The organism is Bradyrhizobium sp. UFLA06-24 (assembly GCF_054967145.1).
Genome location: NZ_JADFUE010000097.1, coordinates 1 through 16,247 on the forward strand (window position 1 = coordinate 1; position 16,247 = coordinate 16,247).

Consider the following 16,247-nt stretch of genomic DNA (forward strand, 5'->3'; position numbering starts at 1 on the left):
CCTGAGCAGCCAGGAATTCGAGTTCTTCAGGCACTCTTTCGACGTTGGCGAGGGCACCGTCGGCCAGGTGCTGTACCATCCCGGCGATCCGGTCGAAAACGTCTACTTCCCCTGCGGTCCTACGCTCCTGTCGCTCGCCATCGCGGCCAACGAGGACCGCGATGTCGAAGCCGTCCTGATCGGCCGGGAAGGGGCTGTCGGCGTCGTCGCCGATGGCGACGGCCTGCCGACCTATTCGCGCATCTCCGTCAAGGCCGGCGGCCCGCTGGTTCGGCTGCCGGTCCGCAAGCTGGGCGAGGCCAAAGCAGGATCGGGCGGATTGGAACGGCTGCTGGCGCGATATTCCCATTACCTGCTGGCGTATCTCGGCCAATCGGCAGTCTGCAACGCCGTGCATTCCATCGAGCAGCGCGCGGCGAAGTGGATCGTGCAGATCATCGAGCACACGGGCGCCGAGGACGTGACGCTCACCCATGAGCAGCTTGCCGCCCTGTTGGGGATCGGGCGCAGCTACGCCAGCCGGATCATCCAGCGTTTCAAGGCTGAAGGCATTCTGGACACCGCACGCGGGACACTTCGCGTCCAGGACCTGCCGGAGCTTCAGCAAAGATCGTGTCAGTGCAGCGGCTGGCTCAAGAAGCACTATACCGAATTGTTTTCGAGTAGTCCCTGAGGCCCTTGCCTGGGAACGCCGGGGCGCGGCAACCGGCCGCCGTCTGCTCGTGCGTTCAGGAGTCGGAAGAGCGCAGGGCGAACCAAAGGCCTCGCACTGACTTATCGGGCAAGGAGGTCATCATGGAACGCTACGCCATACCACGTCTAGCGCTGTTGGTGACGCAGGACACGGAACAGCGCCACTCCCTTGCCGATGCTCTTTCGACCGCTGCATTCGACGTGATCGAATGTGCCAGCCCCGTTGCAGCCGAGCTGATCGTTGCGAAGGTCGGCCCGAGCTTCATGTGCTGATATCCGATCTGTCCCGACCGGAGGATCCCGACGGAACTGCGCTCGCGGAGTTCGCGGCCGCCTTCTTTCCGCATCTAAAGATCATCTCCGTAGCCGGGGAGGAGCAACAAGCACTTCCGGGCCGCGCGCTTCGCCTTGCAAAATCCTGTGCGCCTGATGAGATCGTCAGGCTTGCCGCCGCATGACCGTTTCCCGGCGCGCGCCCGCCTAGCTCTTTCCGCCTCTGACGAGGCGAAAGCGAACAGCCGACAGCTCGTCAGGAGGGACGCGCGCCGGCGTGAACCCGGTATCGACGCGTTGGGCGCGCTTGCAATTGGGGCAGACGAAAAGGTGGGCGATGATCGCCTCCTGCTCGTCCGGCACGAGCTCCGAGCGAAACCATCTCATGGCGACATGACAATGGGAGCAGTCCGGGGCTTCGAGCTGGCCCAGGGCGTTCGTCAGCCGTTTCATGTCTGCCCCCTGTGTTGGCAAACAGTAGCAAGCCAGGCGGCTTCGCATTGTATCAAACGATACATAACGGTACCGCAGCAACTGAAAAATGGCTGATCCTCTGGAATCCGGATTGAAATTCACGGAGTGGTCATGGCGTGTGCATTCAGCGATAGGGATTGCGCCTAGTCGTCCTTCGCCAAATCGCCGGGCTGGGCCGGAGCGTCGATGGTTCCACCCTCGCCGTGCACGAGATCCCTTGTGTCGTCGTCAGTCTCGCCCGCGTCCTCGATGACGGCCTCCTGCGTCTCGCGCGCCCCATCGATGCGCGTCTTGGGGCCGGGCAGATCTCGCGACGTCCGGGGCGCAGCAGTCTTTGAAGTCATGGCCGCTCCTCCTGATCGACCAACGCGCGAGACGATCGGATCGTTCGTTTGACACTTTGGGCAAAACAGGGGAGTGATGGCATCATCGAAATATTCGGTCAGCCCGCGCGGAGAGCCTCCGCCGCGGGCTTTGGTCTGTCCAAAGTCATGATGGCAGCTGATGAGCCACCAGGAGACGTTTCAGGATCGGCAGCTTGAAAACAGGTTTTGGACCCGAAGGCGACTAATTAGGTGGCCGCAATAGCCGAATTTCGATTTCCCCTTTCGGCGCTTTGGAGAGTTGCTTCGCCAGATCAATTGCTGCTTGCTCCGTCCAACTGGGATCACTGATCTGGACCGTACCGCTTTCAATTAACTCTCTGAGAATCGGCGCAAGAAGCACTCGTCCATCAGCGCGAAACTCGAGCTTTTGACCGACGTTGTTAGCCCCAAAGACGCGCAGTTTTTCCTTAGATGCCTCTCGAAAGTCAGCTTTAGGATAGGTCTCGCCGTCCGCAAGTCACGGTCGATCGTCGCTCCGCTGAGCAGAACTACGATTTCATCGGCCATGCATTCTGAAATCCAGAGAACACTGGTAAGCGCAAATAGAAACGATCGGCACGTGAGTGACCTCATCCGACTCCAAGTCGCATCGCTGGGATCCTATCTATTATAGAGGAATACAGCGATATCGCCTATCGAACCCTGGCTGTGTGAAAAGCCACGAGTCAGCTACGATTCCTTCGTTTCCTGATGGGGAATACGGACGGGACGCTTCGTTGAAGGCGCGGACAGATCCTAGCTGACGCTCTTGCCGGAATGTCTGGAGGATTGGGTAGGCGAGGACAATGCCGTCCATGTGATCGATGTGTTTGTGTTTGTCGAGGCGCTCGACCTACATGGAATGGGGTTTGAGCTTCCGAGAGATGACCCGACCAAGGCGTGCCGGCTACCGAGGGCCGCCTTTGACCCCGAAGCGGACGTCCCTTAGCCTCAGGCAGCGAAAGCCGTTTTAGGAACGAAGAAAATGACCCGGTGTTCAGCTCTCTTTTGGAGTCCTGATGCTGAACGCCGAAGAATGCCGCACTCTTGCCGAACAATACCGGGAGCGGGCTAACCAAGAGAGTGTGCCACGCGTCGCGAATGTCCTTCGCAGTGTTTGCAATGCCTACCTCGCGCTGGCTAGCCAGCTCGAACTTCTGGCCTCCGTGTAGCGCCAGGAGATCGCGAGAACCGCCCGGAAGGATGATCCGGGGCCGTAGTTTCGCCCGAGCAGGAAGCGGCCGAAGCTTTGCATTAACGGCTTTTAACTCGGCGGACCGCTCGCTGTTCACAAGGGGTTCATTGCTGCCGCCGTAATCCGCCCACTTTCCAGCAAGCAGGCAGGACAATGAGTTCCTTTGATGCAATGGCTGCGGCTCTCGACTGGCTTGATGCCTATCGCGCGAGCGATCTTTCGATCGATGATCTCTATACTGTCGACGCGCAGATACTCTGCGGCTGCGGCGGTGAAAAGGCCATGTCCGGCTCGCTGAAGCGAAAGTCCTATTGGCGCGCGAGGTTCATCGACAAACCGGCTGGGGACCTGATTGATCTCGCCGACTGCGGCGGCGAGATCGTGGCTGTGACCTACCGGACCCCGCAGGATGTCGTCCAAGCCACCCTCTCATTCGACGCGGACAGCGGCCTGATCTCCCTTCATCGCTGCGGCCCGCTCTAATGACAAGAGATCCGGCTGCCCACTCTTTGCCGGAGGACAGGCAATGAAAGACATGCAGATGAGCCTTGAGAAGCTTCGCACCGATGCAGCAGAAGCGGCTCTGGTTCGTGACCTCGCAACCGAGCATGACAAGAAAGCTCTCTACACCCTGCTGGCGGAGCATCTGTCCAACCTTGCGGACGAGGTGGAGCGGGCAATCAGGAGGCAAGCGCGGGCTTAGCGGGCATGCAGTTCAGTTATCGCGACTTCTGCTGTGGGCCATAACAAGCCTGCGACGAGGTCTGCCGATCCATCGGCTCTTGACCCGAAGGGACCTGCGTTTTTCGTGTCAGTGGTTACCAACAGGAGTGGCGACCATTCTCGACGAATCGCGCCCACCACAAAGTGGTGCCGTCGCCGACCGTGACGCTTTGCAGCGCGATAACGCTCCGGGTTAAGTGTTCGCTAACCACCCGCAGCGCTCTGAATCTTAACGCCTTTGGGGTTTCCTGACGGGAAGATCGGGATAATCTGGTATGGCGCAATCTGCAGTCCAGCGAACGACCGTCGAACCTCGCACGGAGTTCAAAAGGGGAGTCGACAAGCGCGCCCGCTTGCGGCGGCAGATGTATGTTGCGCAGATGGCCAGCTTCATCCTGGATGCTGCCATCCTGTTTCTATACGCTCTCAACGGCACCATATCGGTTTCGGCTTCAGCGTGGTACGTCGCCGCGGGAGTGGGATGGACCGCGATTGCGTTGATCCTTTCCGAATTGCACTTCAACGACCGCTTTCGAGATCACTACCTCACGGTACCGCAAAGCCTCGGAAGCATAGGTATTGAACTGCTCGCGATCTATTTCATTCCAGAGGTCGGATTCTATTTCGCGTGTATCATCTTCGTGGTGCTTGGCTTCGGTGCCCTTCGTATGTCTGCCCGGCAGACCGGCGTTGTTTGGGCGTACGCTGCGATTGGCCTCACGACCGTCTTCACACTGACTAATCAGCGCATTGCTATGCCGATGGATTCGTATGCAGATCGACATCTAGCTTTGCTGTGCTTCGTCACTGCTCTTGGCAGGTGCGCGTTCACCGGGCTGTACGGCGCTTCCCTGCGCGAGGCACTTTACAGGCGAGGGAATGAACTCAAGCTCGCGCACGCCAAGATCGAGGAGCTTGCACAGGTCGATGAACTCACCGGCGTACTCAACCGACGCTACGTCATGCGTGCTTTGAACGATGAAATGGCACGGGCACAACGTGCCGGTACGCCGTGTTCTCTCGCAATCATAGACATAGACTTCTTCAAGCGCATCAATGACTCATATGGTCATCCGACTGGCGACGAGGTACTGCGAGGCTTTGCACTCATGCTCGTCCGCAATATGCGCTCCATAGATAGGATTGGCAGATACGGTGGCGAAGAATTTCTTTTAGTGATGCCGGATGCCGCAAAAGATCAGGCCGTTTTGGTAATGGACCGGCTAAGGCAAATCATTTCAGAACAGCATTGGGATTCTGTTTCCGATGATTTGAGGGTAACGTTATCGGCCGGAATAGCGCAGGTTCGCCCGAATGATGCTCCTGAGGACACTTTGGCTCGCGCTGACGCTGCCTTGTACAAGGCAAAAGACGCAGGCCGAAATCGGGTTGCTGTCGGTTGAGCATTGTTGGAGAGGTTGATCTGCTCAATGAAGCAGCTGCCCGGCTGTCGATTGCTCAAGCAAAGGCCCCCTCAGGCGGGGGTCTTTCTTGTGCAGGAGTGACTTCCCCTTGTGGCCCTTCAGCGACTTGGGGAACCGCTCCCACGCGGTCTGCAAATGACCGGAGCAGACCAATGCCTGCTTCGAAACAACCGGATCGAACGCCTGGCTAATCATGGGCTCCGTCCAAAATTTCGCGGACCTTCAGCGCCAACTTTGCCTGAGTAACTGGCTTTTCCAGAAGGTCTACGCCCTCATCTAGCCGCCCCTGGTGAACGACTGCGTTGCGCGAATTGCCAGTCATGTAGAGAATCCTGAGATGTGGCCGGATCTCTTGCGCTCGTCTTCCTAACTCGCGTCCGTTGATGCCAAGCATAACCACGTCGGTCAGTAGGAGATCGACCGCCTGGTTGTCTTGCAACAAGACCGTCAATGCCGCCTGCGCGCCGCCGGCAGACAGAACGCAATAATTGAGATCGCGCAGCACATCCGAGATATGGCTTCTAAGATCGGGATCATCTTCAACGACGAGAATTGCTTCGACTGAGCTGCCCTCCGATAGGAGCTCGCCATCGTCGCTCGAAGCGGGCTGCGGCTCACTCCCGGTATATCGAGGGAAATACATCCTGATGCTCGTCCCTTCCCCCGTGCTCGAAGTCCTAGTCAGTATGTTTTTTGATGAAGCGCCTACAGAATGTCGCCGCTGAGATGGCGATGTTCTCGCCCATAATCTCACACGGGTGATCGGCAAATGGAGGCTGATTGCACCCATCCGCGCTGCGTGAAGGCCGGAAAGCGCATCCAAAGCCGCAATACCCCGCCGCGATACTCCCTTTGGCTCGGTCATTGACGATCGGAGCCGACGACATCGGCCGATTGCACTGATTGGCGGCAACGGCCCGCGCCCGACCTGTGCGTTTGCACACAAGCAAGACCCTATGCGGATCTTTCGCGCAGCTCGTAGGATGGGTTTCGCAAGGGCTCAAACCATCCTGCTCACTGCAGCCGTCATGGTCCGCGCTTTCCAGACCCTAAGCCTAAATCGAAACATCTGTCGCCGTTCGACGCCGTGATTTGATGCGGATTTCGAAACAAGACGAACGGCAAATCAAGTTGACCTTTGCCCGACAGGGAAATCCGCTTATGTCGTGCCGGAGCCTGTCTCTCCGTCTGGTGATGCAACGACCACCGTATAGCCGTCGAGATCCTTGATCCAAAGTTCAAGGTGCTGCGCGTTCGGATTGATATGAACCTCTCGCACGACAGCGGCATTGAGTTGACGGGCGCGGGCGACGACTTCCTGGAAATCGTCCACCTCGAACCAAATCAGAATGCCATTACCGATCGCTTGTGCTGGGTCCCCGATCGCACCATGATGATGATCAGCGTTCCAATCGTGCAATTGCAGGATGAGCCCGTCACTCCCCCATTTGCTCGTGTGGTGCCGTGGGTCCCACAATCTTTCATATTGATCACCCCCGTGCCCACCGACACAGCCGAGCAGCCGCTGGTACCATCGGCTCGACTTCCGAACGTCCCGACAGAGGATGAGTGGTTGTGCACGCATTATCCGACGTTAAATCAGCGGTCGCGCCATTACAATTCGGGTTTGTGTTTAGATGTTGCCTTCCTACGCCGGCGAATTCATTGCTTTTACACGTTGGGCAAAACAGGGGCATAATGGCATCGTCGAAATTTTCGTTCAGCCTGGCGGGAAACACCTGCCGCGGGCCTTTTCATGCAGATGTCATCTTGATGCGGAGGTCGTTGACGAGATCGCGCCCCAGATCACGACAAGGCTTGCGCCCCTTGCAGAACCATCCGGTAGTCTCGCGCATTATGTCGCCATGAACAAGATCTGGTATGCTGCAGCTTTCATCGTCGTCACCGGCATCGTCTTCGGCGCCCTCGTCGGCTTCGACCGGCTGATCGGCGGCGCCGGCTGACATCGGCCGGTCGAGCGCCTTCGATCGTCTCGCGCTCCCGACCTTAAAGCTGACAAAGTCTCGGACCCCAAGAAGAAACATTTTCACGTGCTGCTTTCAATCGGAGTGAACGAGATGAGCCCGTCCGGTGCCCTGGTCGCGATCCTGCCCTGTAACGATCTCGATGCGTCTGAGCGGTTCTACAACAGGCTCGGCTTTGCGCGCCTGGACAGCGAACGGCCTGCGGGAGAGGCGGACACCTATCGCATGCTGTCGAACGGCAAGGGCGGCTACTTGCACCTCACCGGCGCGGTCGAGGGCTGGCTGATCCCGGGCCAAAATCCGTTCGGCCTCTATCTCTACCTCGAGGGCGTCGACGCCGCCGCGCGCGAGTTCGGGCAGTCCCCCGAGGACAAGCCGTGGGGGATGTACGAATTCGCGCTTTCCGATCCGGATGAGGCGTTGGTGCGGGTGGGGTGGCCAAGCCGGCTGCGCGCAGGGCTATAGTTCGCTTGTACAGCCAAGCGACTGGCTGCGTGCCAGTGACGCGCTATGTGGAGGGCGGAGGACGCTCTAGCCGTACCTGTTCTGAACGCCTGCCGATAATGTGAAGTGTGCATTTCGAGACAAACAAGAGCGTAAGAGGGCCGCAGAGCGGCCCTCAAGCAATTTCAGCCCATATGCTCGTCCCGATAGCTTCTTAGGTCGATTGGCGGGACGTCGGGGTGGCGCTTACCGTTTATCTGAACCTGACCCATGTGGTCGAGGGCTCGGACAATTCCGGACGAACCCGTTCGGGTCTATCTCTATCCCGAGAGCGTTGACGCCGCCGCGCGCGAGTTTTGGGCAACCGCCCGAGGATAAGCCGAGGGGGAGTGTATGCAGTTGCGGTCTTCGATCCGGACGAAAAGTTGGTGCGGGTATCCCTGAAAAGCCACCATGTAGATCAGCGCGCAACCAATCAGGATGATCCACATAATCGACGCCACCAACAGCCAGTTGTGCGGATGGTTCATGATGATCACGAAGGAGAAGGTTGGCCTCACTGGACCAAAGGATTGTAATTCCCCGGAAAATTAAGGACCGGGCACCAATTGCAAGAAAACCGGCGAATCACCTACATCGCCGATGGGCTGGAAGCGGAGACTAAAGATGAGAGTCGCTTCTCTGGAGAACCTTCTGACGTTGGCCACGCTGGTGTCGGCCGTTGTCGTCGTGCTGTGGGGGATCAGGATCTATCAGGGCGGGTGAACTGCCAACCGGCCAAATTCCCCCTATGATCCCCGCGCTCGGCATCGACCGTGAAGCAGCTCTGTGCGCCTCATCACAGTTTTGGGTCGAATAAGCAGAGATAATACCGTCCATCCGTTGGGTCGTCACCGGACCCGAGCACGATGGAGGGATCACATGTCGAAGCACTGCGAACTGGACCTGACCTCGCTGGAACGGGGCACTGGAGGTATGCGCAACTTGGCTAATTCACCCGCTTACCACGGCATCAGGATCAGCAAAGACCCTGGCACTGTGGGACAGGGCGATACCATCGACGGCATCCCGTGGGGCGGCGGTGAGGGATCTTGGGGGACCTTCAATGGTAACCTGCCAGGGGCTGGCAATTGGGGAAACTAAGACCCGCTGCATGGCCGTAACTGCGAATCTGATAGCCTCCGCCTGCGACGGAATCCGGGAGGCTGGACAGTTGCAGCGGAGGCCGTGCGGCATAAATCCCGCACGGCCTCGGCTATTTTCCGGGTTCGGGCCGCGCGACCTCCCGAGCCGCATGCAAGGCCGCCTCGCGCGTCAACACCTCGGCCCGTAGACGGCGGCTATCTGACACTTTTGGAGCCCGCCAGACCGACAAGACCTGCGCGCTCGATCCAATGGCAAACATCCGCGACAACGTGAGCGTTGCTGAGCTGTCCTTGGTCATGGCCGCTGCGGCGCTGGCGGCTGAACGCATCGAGCAGGAAATTCGAATCGGCAATGACGACTGCGTCGAGGCAAGCGCAGCGAGTGCATCCGCTATCCGCGGAGCCATCGAAGCTGGCCGAGCCAATCGGACCCTCATAACTTCGTCGAGGCGGTAAGACCGTGGCCGCGCGGTTCAGCTTGAAAACGCGCGGCCGATCTCGGAAGGCTCTTTGGCCGGTGCAGCCGAGAGTCTGGTCCCCACCGAAGGGGCAGCATCAGAACGACATGGACGAACTCGCGCGCATGGAGGGAAGGTCTCAGGCTATGTGAAGAGCTCGAAAGGGCGGGAAGCGGGTGCGTTCAATTCAGCGTCTGGTGAGCCGTGCTTGGACGCAGCAACTGAGTATAGCAGGCATCGATATCCGATTGATTGGGCGCGGGAAGCCTATCAGCGTTATCAAGCGCTTCAATCAATTCCGGTAGCCAAGCCGCGCTGTCTACGCTGCTGGAGAGTGCACTGCCTGCCGCTCCCTGGGTCTTCATGCCGGGAATTGAGGCCGAGATGACCTCACCGTAGATCGCGTCCAGAAGCATGCTTAACATGATCGCCATCCCCTTATTGATTGGCGGCGACGCTACGCACGCAGTGTTTCAAAGGTGCTTCGTCGCTTCGGGAAATGGCTTCGTGGCGAGCAAAACACAAGTCCACCGCGTGAAACCTCACGGGTGGTTGTCAGATCGGGCCCTGTCCGCAAAAGGCGGCGGCATCTGTGTGGCCGTCCTGCACCGGCTCGATGCCACGCACAGAGGGCGGAAGCTCCGTTGGGCTTGCGTCTTCGTTGCCGTTTTCGCCCCGTCAAGGGGCTTGCTTGGCTGTGGGACTCGCGCTGGCAAGTGCGGCAACGATGCGCCGTAACGCGATGACCTCCGTCATCTGAAAGCGAAGATCGATCGGTCTTGCGTGAAACAGAATTTGCGAGTGACCTCGCTTGATAGGCATCGTCGCCTCCTGGCCAGGATGATGAAGGGCTTCAAAGTCCGTGGTTGAAGCAACGTTCCTATTTTTCCTGGCGCTCCAGTTCCGGTAAGCCCAAGCCCAGACGGGCTCGTCAGATCTGTTTATGCCGCGAGCGTCTTGTGTCTTGTGAGCGATTTTCTAAAGAGCGATGTAAAGGCCAGCGAAGGTTGCGGCGGAAGCGGAAAGATGGTGGCGCGCGCCGTCCCCGAAAGCGGTGGACCGCTGACACAAAGCAAAAAGCCGCCCCGAAGAGGAGCGGCTTTGCTGTGTTTGATGATGAGGACGATTAGGGGGCTGCGAGTGCGTTGCCGGTCTGCTTGCGCCGATACGCCATCAAGCCGAGGCCGCAGAAGCCGAGGATCATCATCGCCCAAAGACCGATGAGTCTCGTGACGCCAGGCCCGAACGACAGCCGCTCTCGCCCTGGATCGACTGAATGGAGGCTTTGCCGGGTATTAGCCAGACGTGCCGAGGCTCGAATTTCAATGCTGCTGAAGCTGAGCCGCTTCCTCTTTCCCGGCAATCTACGGAGTTGCACTGGAACCCGGCCCCGATAGACTTCTGGAGGGTCGAGGGGAATGCATGGCTAAGCAGAACATTTCATCTTATGATTTGAGCTGGATTTTTCTTGAGGAATTGCAAGCTACCGAGGATTGTCCAACGGGCGTGGCGCTTGCTGTCATTCCGGACGGAGAGGGCGGCGGTTGGCGCGTTGTTATCGAGACACGCAGCCGCCAAATCATGACACCCAAATGCGCTCGCCGGGTCGCAATCATCGAGAGGCGGCTCAGATCTCTCTATACATTAGACGGGTGAGATCAGTGGGCCGCTTGATGGCAGCCCGCCTACTGCCCCAATTAACCCGGACCGCGGGCATCAAGCTTAACGCACGAGTTCGGTTGCCAAGTATGTGCGGCTGGCTACGCTGGTAGCGCCAGACATTTCCCTCATTGCCCCCGGCGCGAGCCGTCGTGCAGATAGCTGCTCGGCGGCTCTGTTCGGAGTTGCGCGATGTCCGCAGCGATACGAGTACACCAGGTTTCGGGATTTCAGATCGTATGCCGCCGGTGTGACAGCATCGGCATTATCTTCGACGGCAAGGAAAACACTCCTCCAACGACCTTGATCACGTGCAGGAATTGCGGTGCACCACGCGGCATGATGGGTGAGCTGCGCGCCCTGGCTTTCTCCGCTGATCTGTCTGAGTGCCAGCCTCGACACTAACAGATCAGGAAGGGATCTGCCCAAGACTGGCAGGAAAAGTAACCCGCTCCGCAGATGACCGATTGAGATTCGCAATGTCAGCATCACGCCAACGAATGGATCATCCGCTCTGGCCCCGGGCTGTCGTGCTCGCCGGCTTCTGCACGCTTGGGCTGGGAGCAATCTTCGTGCTAAGCTGGGTTCTGCTGGCCATGCTCGGATATTAACGAGCCTGCCGGCACTCGTATTGCGCCGCCGCCAATGCCCCGATTGCCAGCACAACGAGAGTTGCCTACCTGCAGCCGGTCGATTTCGATGCGAAGCGCCAAAGCGCGGTCGAGACGAACCGATTGAGCTTGACCAAGCGTCTCGATGTCGTAGCCGAGCATGGCAGCGGTCTCCTGCGGGACCCGCTGAAACCCGGCATTAGCGTCGCTCATGCCTCAGAGCCTCCGTGGCGAGCCAACAGAGGGCTCCAGGCTGGACCGCGGGCTGACCTGGGCTGTCGGTATCCCTCGGCACCAAAAAGTGTATCCGGTCGATGTGAAGCTCATTTGGCCGATCACCAAAGTCCGTGGCAAACCACGAAAGCACCACGTGCCCGATATCTTATCGATTGCGGCAGACCAAATGCTGGCCAGCGCCAATGGAAAACCGTGAGTTGGCGTAGCGGGACGAAAGGTCGGCTTAAAGTTCGTTTTGCTGCTCTCCGTGTCCGCACCGCCGACGGCCCTCCGCAGCGAATATGGGATGAAGGTCAGCAGCATCTCCCAGGCGACGGAGCCTGGCTCATTGGCGAGCAACGTACCTCCGGCGAGAAGAAATACTATCTCGCCAATCTTCCGGCTGCGACGGATCTGCGCACGCCGGCCGCCACCATCAAGGCACGGTGGATTTGTGAGCAGGCGCATCAACAGCTGAAGGAGGAGCTTGGACTTGATCACTTCGAAGGGCGATCTTGGCAAGGTCTTCATCGCCACGCCTTGATGACAATGATTGCCTACGCCTTCCTGCAACATCGCCGCCTCGCAAACGCGGGGCGGAACAAAAGGAATCAACGGTCCCCCGCCTCAGCCAACCATGCCAGCCGTACGTCACGCCATCGTCGATCTCATCCTTCGGCCGCCGTCTCAGCAGTGCCCTTATTGCCGAAAGCAAATCCTTGAAAAACGGTGGCTAAAATACAATCTGCCAATCACGGCGCAACACGTGGCGAGATGCGATGGAATTCGATGGTCTTGCGACTTAGCGAGACGCTACCCGTTTTGAACCCGGCACTCGTCCACGCTCTTGCTTGGCTGTGACCCGCCTTGAGCGCGCTTTCGTTTCCCCACCATGCGCTGAACCTGTAGGCAGAGCGGGGCAGCGGCCGGCCAAGAATTTCTTCAATCTCGGAAAACGTGAATGCGACGCATCGCTCACGGACGCACTCTAGCTTTAGACGGAGGGGATCGTAGATCGACATCGAGATCGCCTACCTTGGCTTCTCAATGATATTCGGCAATGCCGCCTTCAATGCAGCAGGCAAAAATCCGCGCAAGAACCGACCTCCTTCTTATTGAATTGGTTTAGAAAACGAACATCCAATCCCAATTCCGAGACAATCGCAAGTGGCCGAGAGCCGCCGGCCGGCAATTCGGACTTTGGTCCCGACGGCATTTGCCAGGGCTTTCCTTCTTCGCTTGGGTAATCTTCGGATACAAATCTAATCCATCGAGGAATCTGAGAGCGCATCGCGGCAATAGGCACCGTCAAGGGGTTTAACGTGAGCAAAGGCTATGGCTTCATTCGTCCGGAAGACGGCGGACTAGATGTATTCGTTCACATCACCACGGTGCAAAAGGCCGGTTACGGTGAGCTGGTAGAAGGTGTTCGAGTTAGCTATGAGCTCAGGGCTAACCGGTCAGGCAGGATGTCAGCCGAGAACCTGAGGATCGGCTAAGCTGCGGACGGACGGCAGGGCCGGCAGTGGAGCAATTTTCGATCGCGCTCCATTGCATAATTTTTAAGGCAGGCGGCAATGAGCCAATACGTTGAGGCGCGATACGCGCTGCTTACACTGCACGCGGCTCGCGAGGCGTCGCCGGAACAAGCGCAAACGTTGCTAAGCAATCTCCTTACGGACCTCGGTTCGAGACAGCAGGACCGCGCCGATCACCGCGCGAGCGTAATCGCGGCCATTCGCCATCTTGTCCTGATTTTGCAGGAGCACAGGACACCGCCAGTGTCCTACTGGGAGAGGGCGGCGCGCGCGGCGCACCTATGGTGTGAGGAAGCAGCCGAGTGACTGCGATATCGTTACCCCAAACACCAGTACAGGGGTAGGCCAGAGTGCCGCCACTGCACGTGAGGAGCGCGTCAGTGCAGAGCTCGTTTGCAATTGGGCTGAGGTGTGTAGCGAAGCTCGAGCAAAAGTCGTCTTCGGCACCAGGATTTTCTGGAGTCGCCATTTTTGTGCCTTCGGAGCTGGGCGGACCAGGGAAGACCGAGGCCGGTGGTCTACATGGCGGAGGTATCTGGGGAGATCACCTGCTCTCAGCGGATGAAAACGGTACGCGGGGCATGGTGTTTTATTGCGCTTAACCCGAAATGGTGTTGGCCGATACTCTCGTTGAGGCGCACCGCACGTTTAACATTCTTGCAGGCAAAAACAGGTACAATCGAGTTTTCGCGGAATTTAAGGAATTGCCATGACTTTTAATTGTGATGCCGAAACAGCCACTCTAGCAAGAGAAATTGCCGCCAAACAACTCGATGTTGAGAGCCAGGCGCTGTTGATCGAACGTCTCGAACGCGATGGCCATGACATGCTTGAGCAGCGATTGAAGCTCGCCAAAGACAGATCAGATCTCGCAAGACAGAAGGCCCAGCTAGCTCGCCTGCCGAGAGATAATGTGCACAGTGGCGAACGTCGAAAGCTGGAGCGCATCGACGTCGACGAGGTCGCCTACATTTCGGGCGACGGCTCTAGCCTGCGCTGCCGGGTGATCAATATGTCGGCCCAAGGGGCCGCGATTGAGCTTCCGACCAAGCGGTATGTAAATTCTACCTTTAAGCTTATGCTCGCAAAAGATCGTATCCTCAGAAGTTGCCGGCTTGTCTGGTCGAGTGGTGACCGGATCGGACTGTTGTTCGAGGATCATCTTTAAGTTGGCGATTAGGGCGCGTACTCATCTGTGGACGCCCCGCCAGATGCAAGCGGTATTTTGCAGAAGGTTGGCACATAGTCGGATGCTGCCATCTGTCCGGCCTCTGATGCAGCGATGGAGCTGCGGGCCGTATGGGAGTTCGCGGACCGGAACCAAATCATAAATGCGTGCTCTAGGCACGATGAGTACATCTGGTTCTTCCAGCCCCGTCTCGCCGATTGTTGCGCCATACTCTCCTCGGAGAACTCTTCCGATACAAACCAGCCTCAAACGACTCCTGTCCAACCAGAGCGCACGCCACAACAGGCGGACCAGGCTCGCGAGCAGGACCGTCAGAATGCCGAAGACACTCGCGTGAAGCGGGACTGGACGGCGCAGCAACGCGATGAGGACCGCATGGGCATGGACCGCATGCGCCAGCAGCACATGGGCCGCATGATGGAAGACATGGATCATCGCACGATGGGTCGGAATCAGCGTATGCAACGCAATGAAGACGAGATGGATCGCCACTCTCGATACTACGATGAAGATCGCCCCCACCGTCGCGTAAAGATTTGCTTTGAAATATGATAACGGCGACGAATTCTGCCGTTATCGGGACTGAGTGGGGCCGCCAACCGTCCGCACAATATAGCCAGCGGTCCCCGATGCCAGTCACTCGCAATTCTCCGACTTCAAGAGCATCAGCCATGACCGCGAAAGGACCATGTTGACGACCGACCATGCACGCGCGGGGTGCTCGATAACGCGCTATTCGCAGCTGTCCCTAATGCAGCTGCTGGTGAGGGCGAGTCGCTTGGTCAACGTGGCGACTCAGCTTATCGATCCCGCATGAGGCACGCCGCTGCCCATCCCTTCGCCGACCCCGCCAGTGTCGCCCGCAAGCTCATCGAGATGGCCAGCGGCATCGAGCCGGTACAGGACGGCCGGATCTACATCGAGCTGATCAACGTGCCGTTCCTCAAGATTGGCGGCAGCGGCGAGGAGTCTCGCGCTGCCAATGCTCGCTCAAGAGCGCGGCTGGATCGAGCTTCACGAGCCGGGGACGTTTCTGCGGCTGACGCAGACAAACTCTTCACCCTGAGAGCTGCAGCTCCCGCCCGCTTTGCCCCGAGAAGCGGATCAAAGGCAGACGTGCTCAGAATTGGCGCGATGGGCGAAAAGGGGAAAATGACCCAAGGTCGTTACAATGCTTGAGAGGACGCGACAATTGTCTGCGAGCAACCGACAGAAGTCAGCGGTCGCGGTGGCAAAACTTCATGCTGCCGTGCATCCCCTTAATCGCCGACACGTGCCAGCCGGGTCGCATGTAGGTCCCGGCGCCGCTATCCAGCAGAGCGCCTCCCACCGCTACCCAGCCGGGCACCGGATGCCCTCTTTTGACGCCGTGGTTGCAATAACATGTTGCCCCAACAGGAGTGTAGCGACTACAGGGAGCTACGCTAGCGCCCTCGACCTGAACAACGACCGCATCGTCATCTCCCGCCCGGTAAACGCCGCGGTCGAGAAAGAACGGGTCGACGTTGGCAGCCTGGGAAGCCGAGCAGCAAATGAACAGCAATGCGAAATACAGGGTTACCCTCACAGCTTTCCTCAATTTTCTGCCCCCCACGCGGCTACCACTACCACAAGCAGTGAATAACGAGAATGGGCTGGTTCAAACGGAGCCACTGAGCGAACGTCGGCTAATCGGATGGTCCGGCCGTGCTCCTGCCCCACCAGAAAGCGAAGCTGGCAAGGGGCGCCAAAGACAAGGAGCACGCCATGTCTCAGACACCCAATACCGCGATCGCCGGGATCGGCATCGATATCGGCAAGAACTCGTTCCACGTCGTGGGCCACGATGCGCGCGGCGCCATCGTGCTGCGGCAAA

20 protein-coding genes and 3 pseudogenes are annotated in these 16,247 nt (G+C 58.5%); 15 read left to right on the forward strand and 8 right to left on the reverse strand.

From position 1 onward, the window contains the following. Positions 1-673: Crp/Fnr family transcriptional regulator (locus IF809_RS35660; RefSeq protein WP_462839882.1), on the forward strand; the 673-nt coding region annotated here is incomplete at its 5' end. Positions 674-795: 122 nt separating this feature from the next. Further along, positions 796-966 (forward strand): hypothetical protein, encoded by a 171-nt coding sequence (locus IF809_RS35665; RefSeq protein WP_453982688.1) that lies wholly within the window; start codon positions 796-798, stop codon positions 964-966. Between the two features lie 207 nt (positions 967-1,173). Here IF809_RS35665 and IF809_RS35670 read toward each other — a convergent pair whose 3' ends face one another. Both IF809_RS35670 and IF809_RS35675 read right to left on the reverse strand, forming a co-directional pair. After that, positions 1,174-1,419, reverse strand: a complete 246-nt coding sequence (locus tag IF809_RS35670) for a hypothetical protein (protein WP_453982689.1) — start codon at positions 1,417-1,419, stop codon at positions 1,174-1,176. A gap of 164 nt (positions 1,420-1,583) precedes the next feature. Then, positions 1,584-1,784, reverse strand: a complete 201-nt coding sequence (locus IF809_RS35675; protein ID WP_453982690.1) for a hypothetical protein — start codon at positions 1,782-1,784, stop codon at positions 1,584-1,586. A 1,040-nt stretch (positions 1,785-2,824) separates the two neighbouring features. On the opposite strand from IF809_RS35675, the gene IF809_RS35680 reads away from it, so the two are divergent. From IF809_RS35680 to IF809_RS35695, 4 genes are all read left to right on the forward strand, one after another. After that, positions 2,825-2,977 (forward strand): hypothetical protein, encoded by a 153-nt coding sequence (locus tag IF809_RS35680; RefSeq protein WP_462839883.1) that lies wholly within the window; start codon positions 2,825-2,827, stop codon positions 2,975-2,977. Between the two features lie 176 nt (positions 2,978-3,153). Further along, the gene (locus IF809_RS35685) at positions 3,154-3,483 is read left to right on the forward strand and encodes a nuclear transport factor 2 family protein (protein ID WP_128965010.1); all 330 of its coding nucleotides are present in this window, start codon (positions 3,154-3,156) and stop codon (positions 3,481-3,483) included. A 43-nt stretch (positions 3,484-3,526) separates the two neighbouring features. Continuing rightward, positions 3,527-3,703, forward strand: a complete 177-nt coding sequence (locus tag IF809_RS35690) for a hypothetical protein (protein ID WP_453996427.1) — start codon at positions 3,527-3,529, stop codon at positions 3,701-3,703. A 295-nt stretch (positions 3,704-3,998) separates the two neighbouring features. Beyond that, complete coding sequence (locus IF809_RS35695) at positions 3,999-5,126, forward strand: GGDEF domain-containing protein (RefSeq protein WP_462839884.1); 1,128 nt, start codon at positions 3,999-4,001, stop codon at positions 5,124-5,126. A 208-nt stretch (positions 5,127-5,334) separates the two neighbouring features. Here the strand turns inward: IF809_RS35695 and IF809_RS35700 are convergent, their stop codons facing one another. Both IF809_RS35700 and IF809_RS35705 read right to left on the reverse strand, forming a co-directional pair. Beyond that, a complete protein-coding gene (locus IF809_RS35700) occupies positions 5,335-5,790 on the reverse strand; it encodes a response regulator (protein ID WP_462839885.1) in 456 nt (151 codons plus the stop codon). Positions 5,791-6,306: 516 nt separating this feature from the next. Beyond that, positions 6,307-6,567 carry a VOC family protein gene (locus IF809_RS35705; protein ID WP_208764271.1) on the reverse strand — a complete coding sequence of 87 codons (261 nt, stop codon included), beginning with the start codon at positions 6,565-6,567 and terminating at the stop codon, positions 6,307-6,309. Positions 6,568-6,784: 217 nt separating this feature from the next. On the opposite strand from IF809_RS35705, the gene IF809_RS35710 reads away from it, so the two are divergent. Then, positions 6,785-7,111: a hypothetical protein gene (locus IF809_RS35710; protein WP_462839886.1), complete on the forward strand. Its 327-nt coding sequence runs from the start codon at positions 6,785-6,787 to the stop codon at positions 7,109-7,111. A gap of 114 nt (positions 7,112-7,225) precedes the next feature. Further along, complete coding sequence (locus IF809_RS35715; protein WP_462839887.1) at positions 7,226-7,597, forward strand: VOC family protein; 372 nt, start codon at positions 7,226-7,228, stop codon at positions 7,595-7,597. A 1,764-nt stretch (positions 7,598-9,361) separates the two neighbouring features. On the opposite strand, the gene IF809_RS35720 is transcribed toward IF809_RS35715, so the two are convergent. Then, on the reverse strand, positions 9,362-9,604 hold the full coding sequence (locus IF809_RS35720; RefSeq protein ID WP_462839888.1) for a hypothetical protein: 243 nt from the start codon (positions 9,602-9,604) through the stop codon (positions 9,362-9,364). Positions 9,605-10,305: 701 nt separating this feature from the next. Continuing rightward, positions 10,306-10,392: pseudogene (locus IF809_RS35725) on the reverse strand (choice-of-anchor K domain-containing PEP-CTERM protein); the annotation flags it as partial. 209 nt (positions 10,393-10,601) lie between these two features. Between IF809_RS35725 and IF809_RS35730 the strand changes: the two are divergent. Further along, the gene (locus IF809_RS35730; protein WP_128965018.1) at positions 10,602-10,835 is read left to right on the forward strand and encodes a hypothetical protein; all 234 of its coding nucleotides are present in this window, start codon (positions 10,602-10,604) and stop codon (positions 10,833-10,835) included. Positions 10,836-11,413: 578 nt separating this feature from the next. Here the strand turns inward: IF809_RS35730 and IF809_RS35735 are convergent. Continuing rightward, positions 11,414-11,662, reverse strand: a complete 249-nt coding sequence (locus IF809_RS35735) for a hypothetical protein (protein ID WP_462839889.1) — start codon at positions 11,660-11,662, stop codon at positions 11,414-11,416. A 46-nt stretch (positions 11,663-11,708) separates the two neighbouring features. On the opposite strand from IF809_RS35735, the pseudogene IF809_RS35740 reads away from it, so the two are divergent. Beyond that, positions 11,709-12,388: pseudogene (locus IF809_RS35740) on the forward strand (transposase); the annotation flags it as partial. Between the two features lie 29 nt (positions 12,389-12,417). Here the strand turns inward: IF809_RS35740 and IF809_RS35745 are convergent. Continuing rightward, positions 12,418-12,687, reverse strand: a complete 270-nt coding sequence (locus IF809_RS35745; protein ID WP_462839890.1) for a DUF7662 domain-containing protein — start codon at positions 12,685-12,687, stop codon at positions 12,418-12,420. 267 nt (positions 12,688-12,954) lie between these two features. Here IF809_RS35745 and IF809_RS35750 point away from each other — a divergent pair, with 267 nt between their 5' ends. From IF809_RS35750 to IF809_RS35770, 5 genes and pseudogenes are all read left to right on the forward strand, one after another. Then, positions 12,955-13,164 carry a cold-shock protein gene (locus IF809_RS35750; protein ID WP_462839894.1) on the forward strand — a complete coding sequence of 70 codons (210 nt, stop codon included), beginning with the start codon at positions 12,955-12,957 and terminating at the stop codon, positions 13,162-13,164. A gap of 748 nt (positions 13,165-13,912) precedes the next feature. Further along, positions 13,913-14,371, forward strand: a complete 459-nt coding sequence (locus IF809_RS35755; protein WP_462839891.1) for a PilZ domain-containing protein — start codon at positions 13,913-13,915, stop codon at positions 14,369-14,371. A gap of 114 nt (positions 14,372-14,485) precedes the next feature. Continuing rightward, positions 14,486-14,944 carry a hypothetical protein gene (locus tag IF809_RS35760; RefSeq protein WP_462839892.1) on the forward strand — a complete coding sequence of 153 codons (459 nt, stop codon included), beginning with the start codon at positions 14,486-14,488 and terminating at the stop codon, positions 14,942-14,944. Positions 14,945-15,205: 261 nt separating this feature from the next. Continuing rightward, positions 15,206-15,571 (forward strand): hypothetical protein, encoded by a 366-nt coding sequence (locus IF809_RS35765; protein ID WP_462839893.1) that lies wholly within the window; start codon positions 15,206-15,208, stop codon positions 15,569-15,571. 567 nt (positions 15,572-16,138) lie between these two features. Beyond that, positions 16,139-16,247: pseudogene (locus IF809_RS35770) on the forward strand (IS110 family transposase); the annotation flags it as partial.

Excerpts from the sequence above, each read along its gene's own strand:
- IF809_RS35735 (WP_462839889.1), bottom strand. The coding sequence starts at position 11,662 with ATGAGCGACGCTAATGCCGGGTTTCAGCGGGTCCCGCAGGAGACCGCT.
- IF809_RS35675 (WP_453982690.1), bottom strand. The coding sequence starts at position 1,784 with ATGACTTCAAAGACTGCTGCGCCCCGGACGTCGCGAGATCTGCCCGGC.
- IF809_RS35685 (WP_128965010.1), top strand. The coding sequence starts at position 3,154 with ATGAGTTCCTTTGATGCAATGGCTGCGGCTCTCGACTGGCTTGATGCC.
- IF809_RS35665 (WP_453982688.1), top strand. The coding sequence starts at position 796 with ATGGAACGCTACGCCATACCACGTCTAGCGCTGTTGGTGACGCAGGAC.
- IF809_RS35670 (WP_453982689.1), bottom strand. The coding sequence starts at position 1,419 with ATGAAACGGCTGACGAACGCCCTGGGCCAGCTCGAAGCCCCGGACTGC.
- IF809_RS35720 (WP_462839888.1), bottom strand. The coding sequence starts at position 9,604 with ATGTTAAGCATGCTTCTGGACGCGATCTACGGTGAGGTCATCTCGGCC.
- IF809_RS35710 (WP_462839886.1), top strand. The coding sequence starts at position 6,785 with ATGTTGCCTTCCTACGCCGGCGAATTCATTGCTTTTACACGTTGGGCA.
- IF809_RS35765 (WP_462839893.1), top strand. The coding sequence starts at position 15,206 with ATGAGGCACGCCGCTGCCCATCCCTTCGCCGACCCCGCCAGTGTCGCC.
- IF809_RS35715 (WP_462839887.1), top strand. The coding sequence starts at position 7,226 with ATGAGCCCGTCCGGTGCCCTGGTCGCGATCCTGCCCTGTAACGATCTC.
- IF809_RS35730 (WP_128965018.1), top strand. The coding sequence starts at position 10,602 with ATGGCTAAGCAGAACATTTCATCTTATGATTTGAGCTGGATTTTTCTT.
- IF809_RS35755 (WP_462839891.1), top strand. The coding sequence starts at position 13,913 with ATGACTTTTAATTGTGATGCCGAAACAGCCACTCTAGCAAGAGAAATT.
- IF809_RS35680 (WP_462839883.1), top strand. The coding sequence starts at position 2,825 with ATGCTGAACGCCGAAGAATGCCGCACTCTTGCCGAACAATACCGGGAG.
- IF809_RS35695 (WP_462839884.1), top strand. The coding sequence starts at position 3,999 with ATGGCGCAATCTGCAGTCCAGCGAACGACCGTCGAACCTCGCACGGAG.
- IF809_RS35690 (WP_453996427.1), top strand. The coding sequence starts at position 3,527 with ATGAAAGACATGCAGATGAGCCTTGAGAAGCTTCGCACCGATGCAGCA.
- IF809_RS35760 (WP_462839892.1), top strand. The coding sequence starts at position 14,486 with ATGGAGCTGCGGGCCGTATGGGAGTTCGCGGACCGGAACCAAATCATA.
- IF809_RS35700 (WP_462839885.1), bottom strand. The coding sequence starts at position 5,790 with ATGTATTTCCCTCGATATACCGGGAGTGAGCCGCAGCCCGCTTCGAGC.
- IF809_RS35745 (WP_462839890.1), bottom strand. The coding sequence starts at position 12,687 with ATGTCGATCTACGATCCCCTCCGTCTAAAGCTAGAGTGCGTCCGTGAG.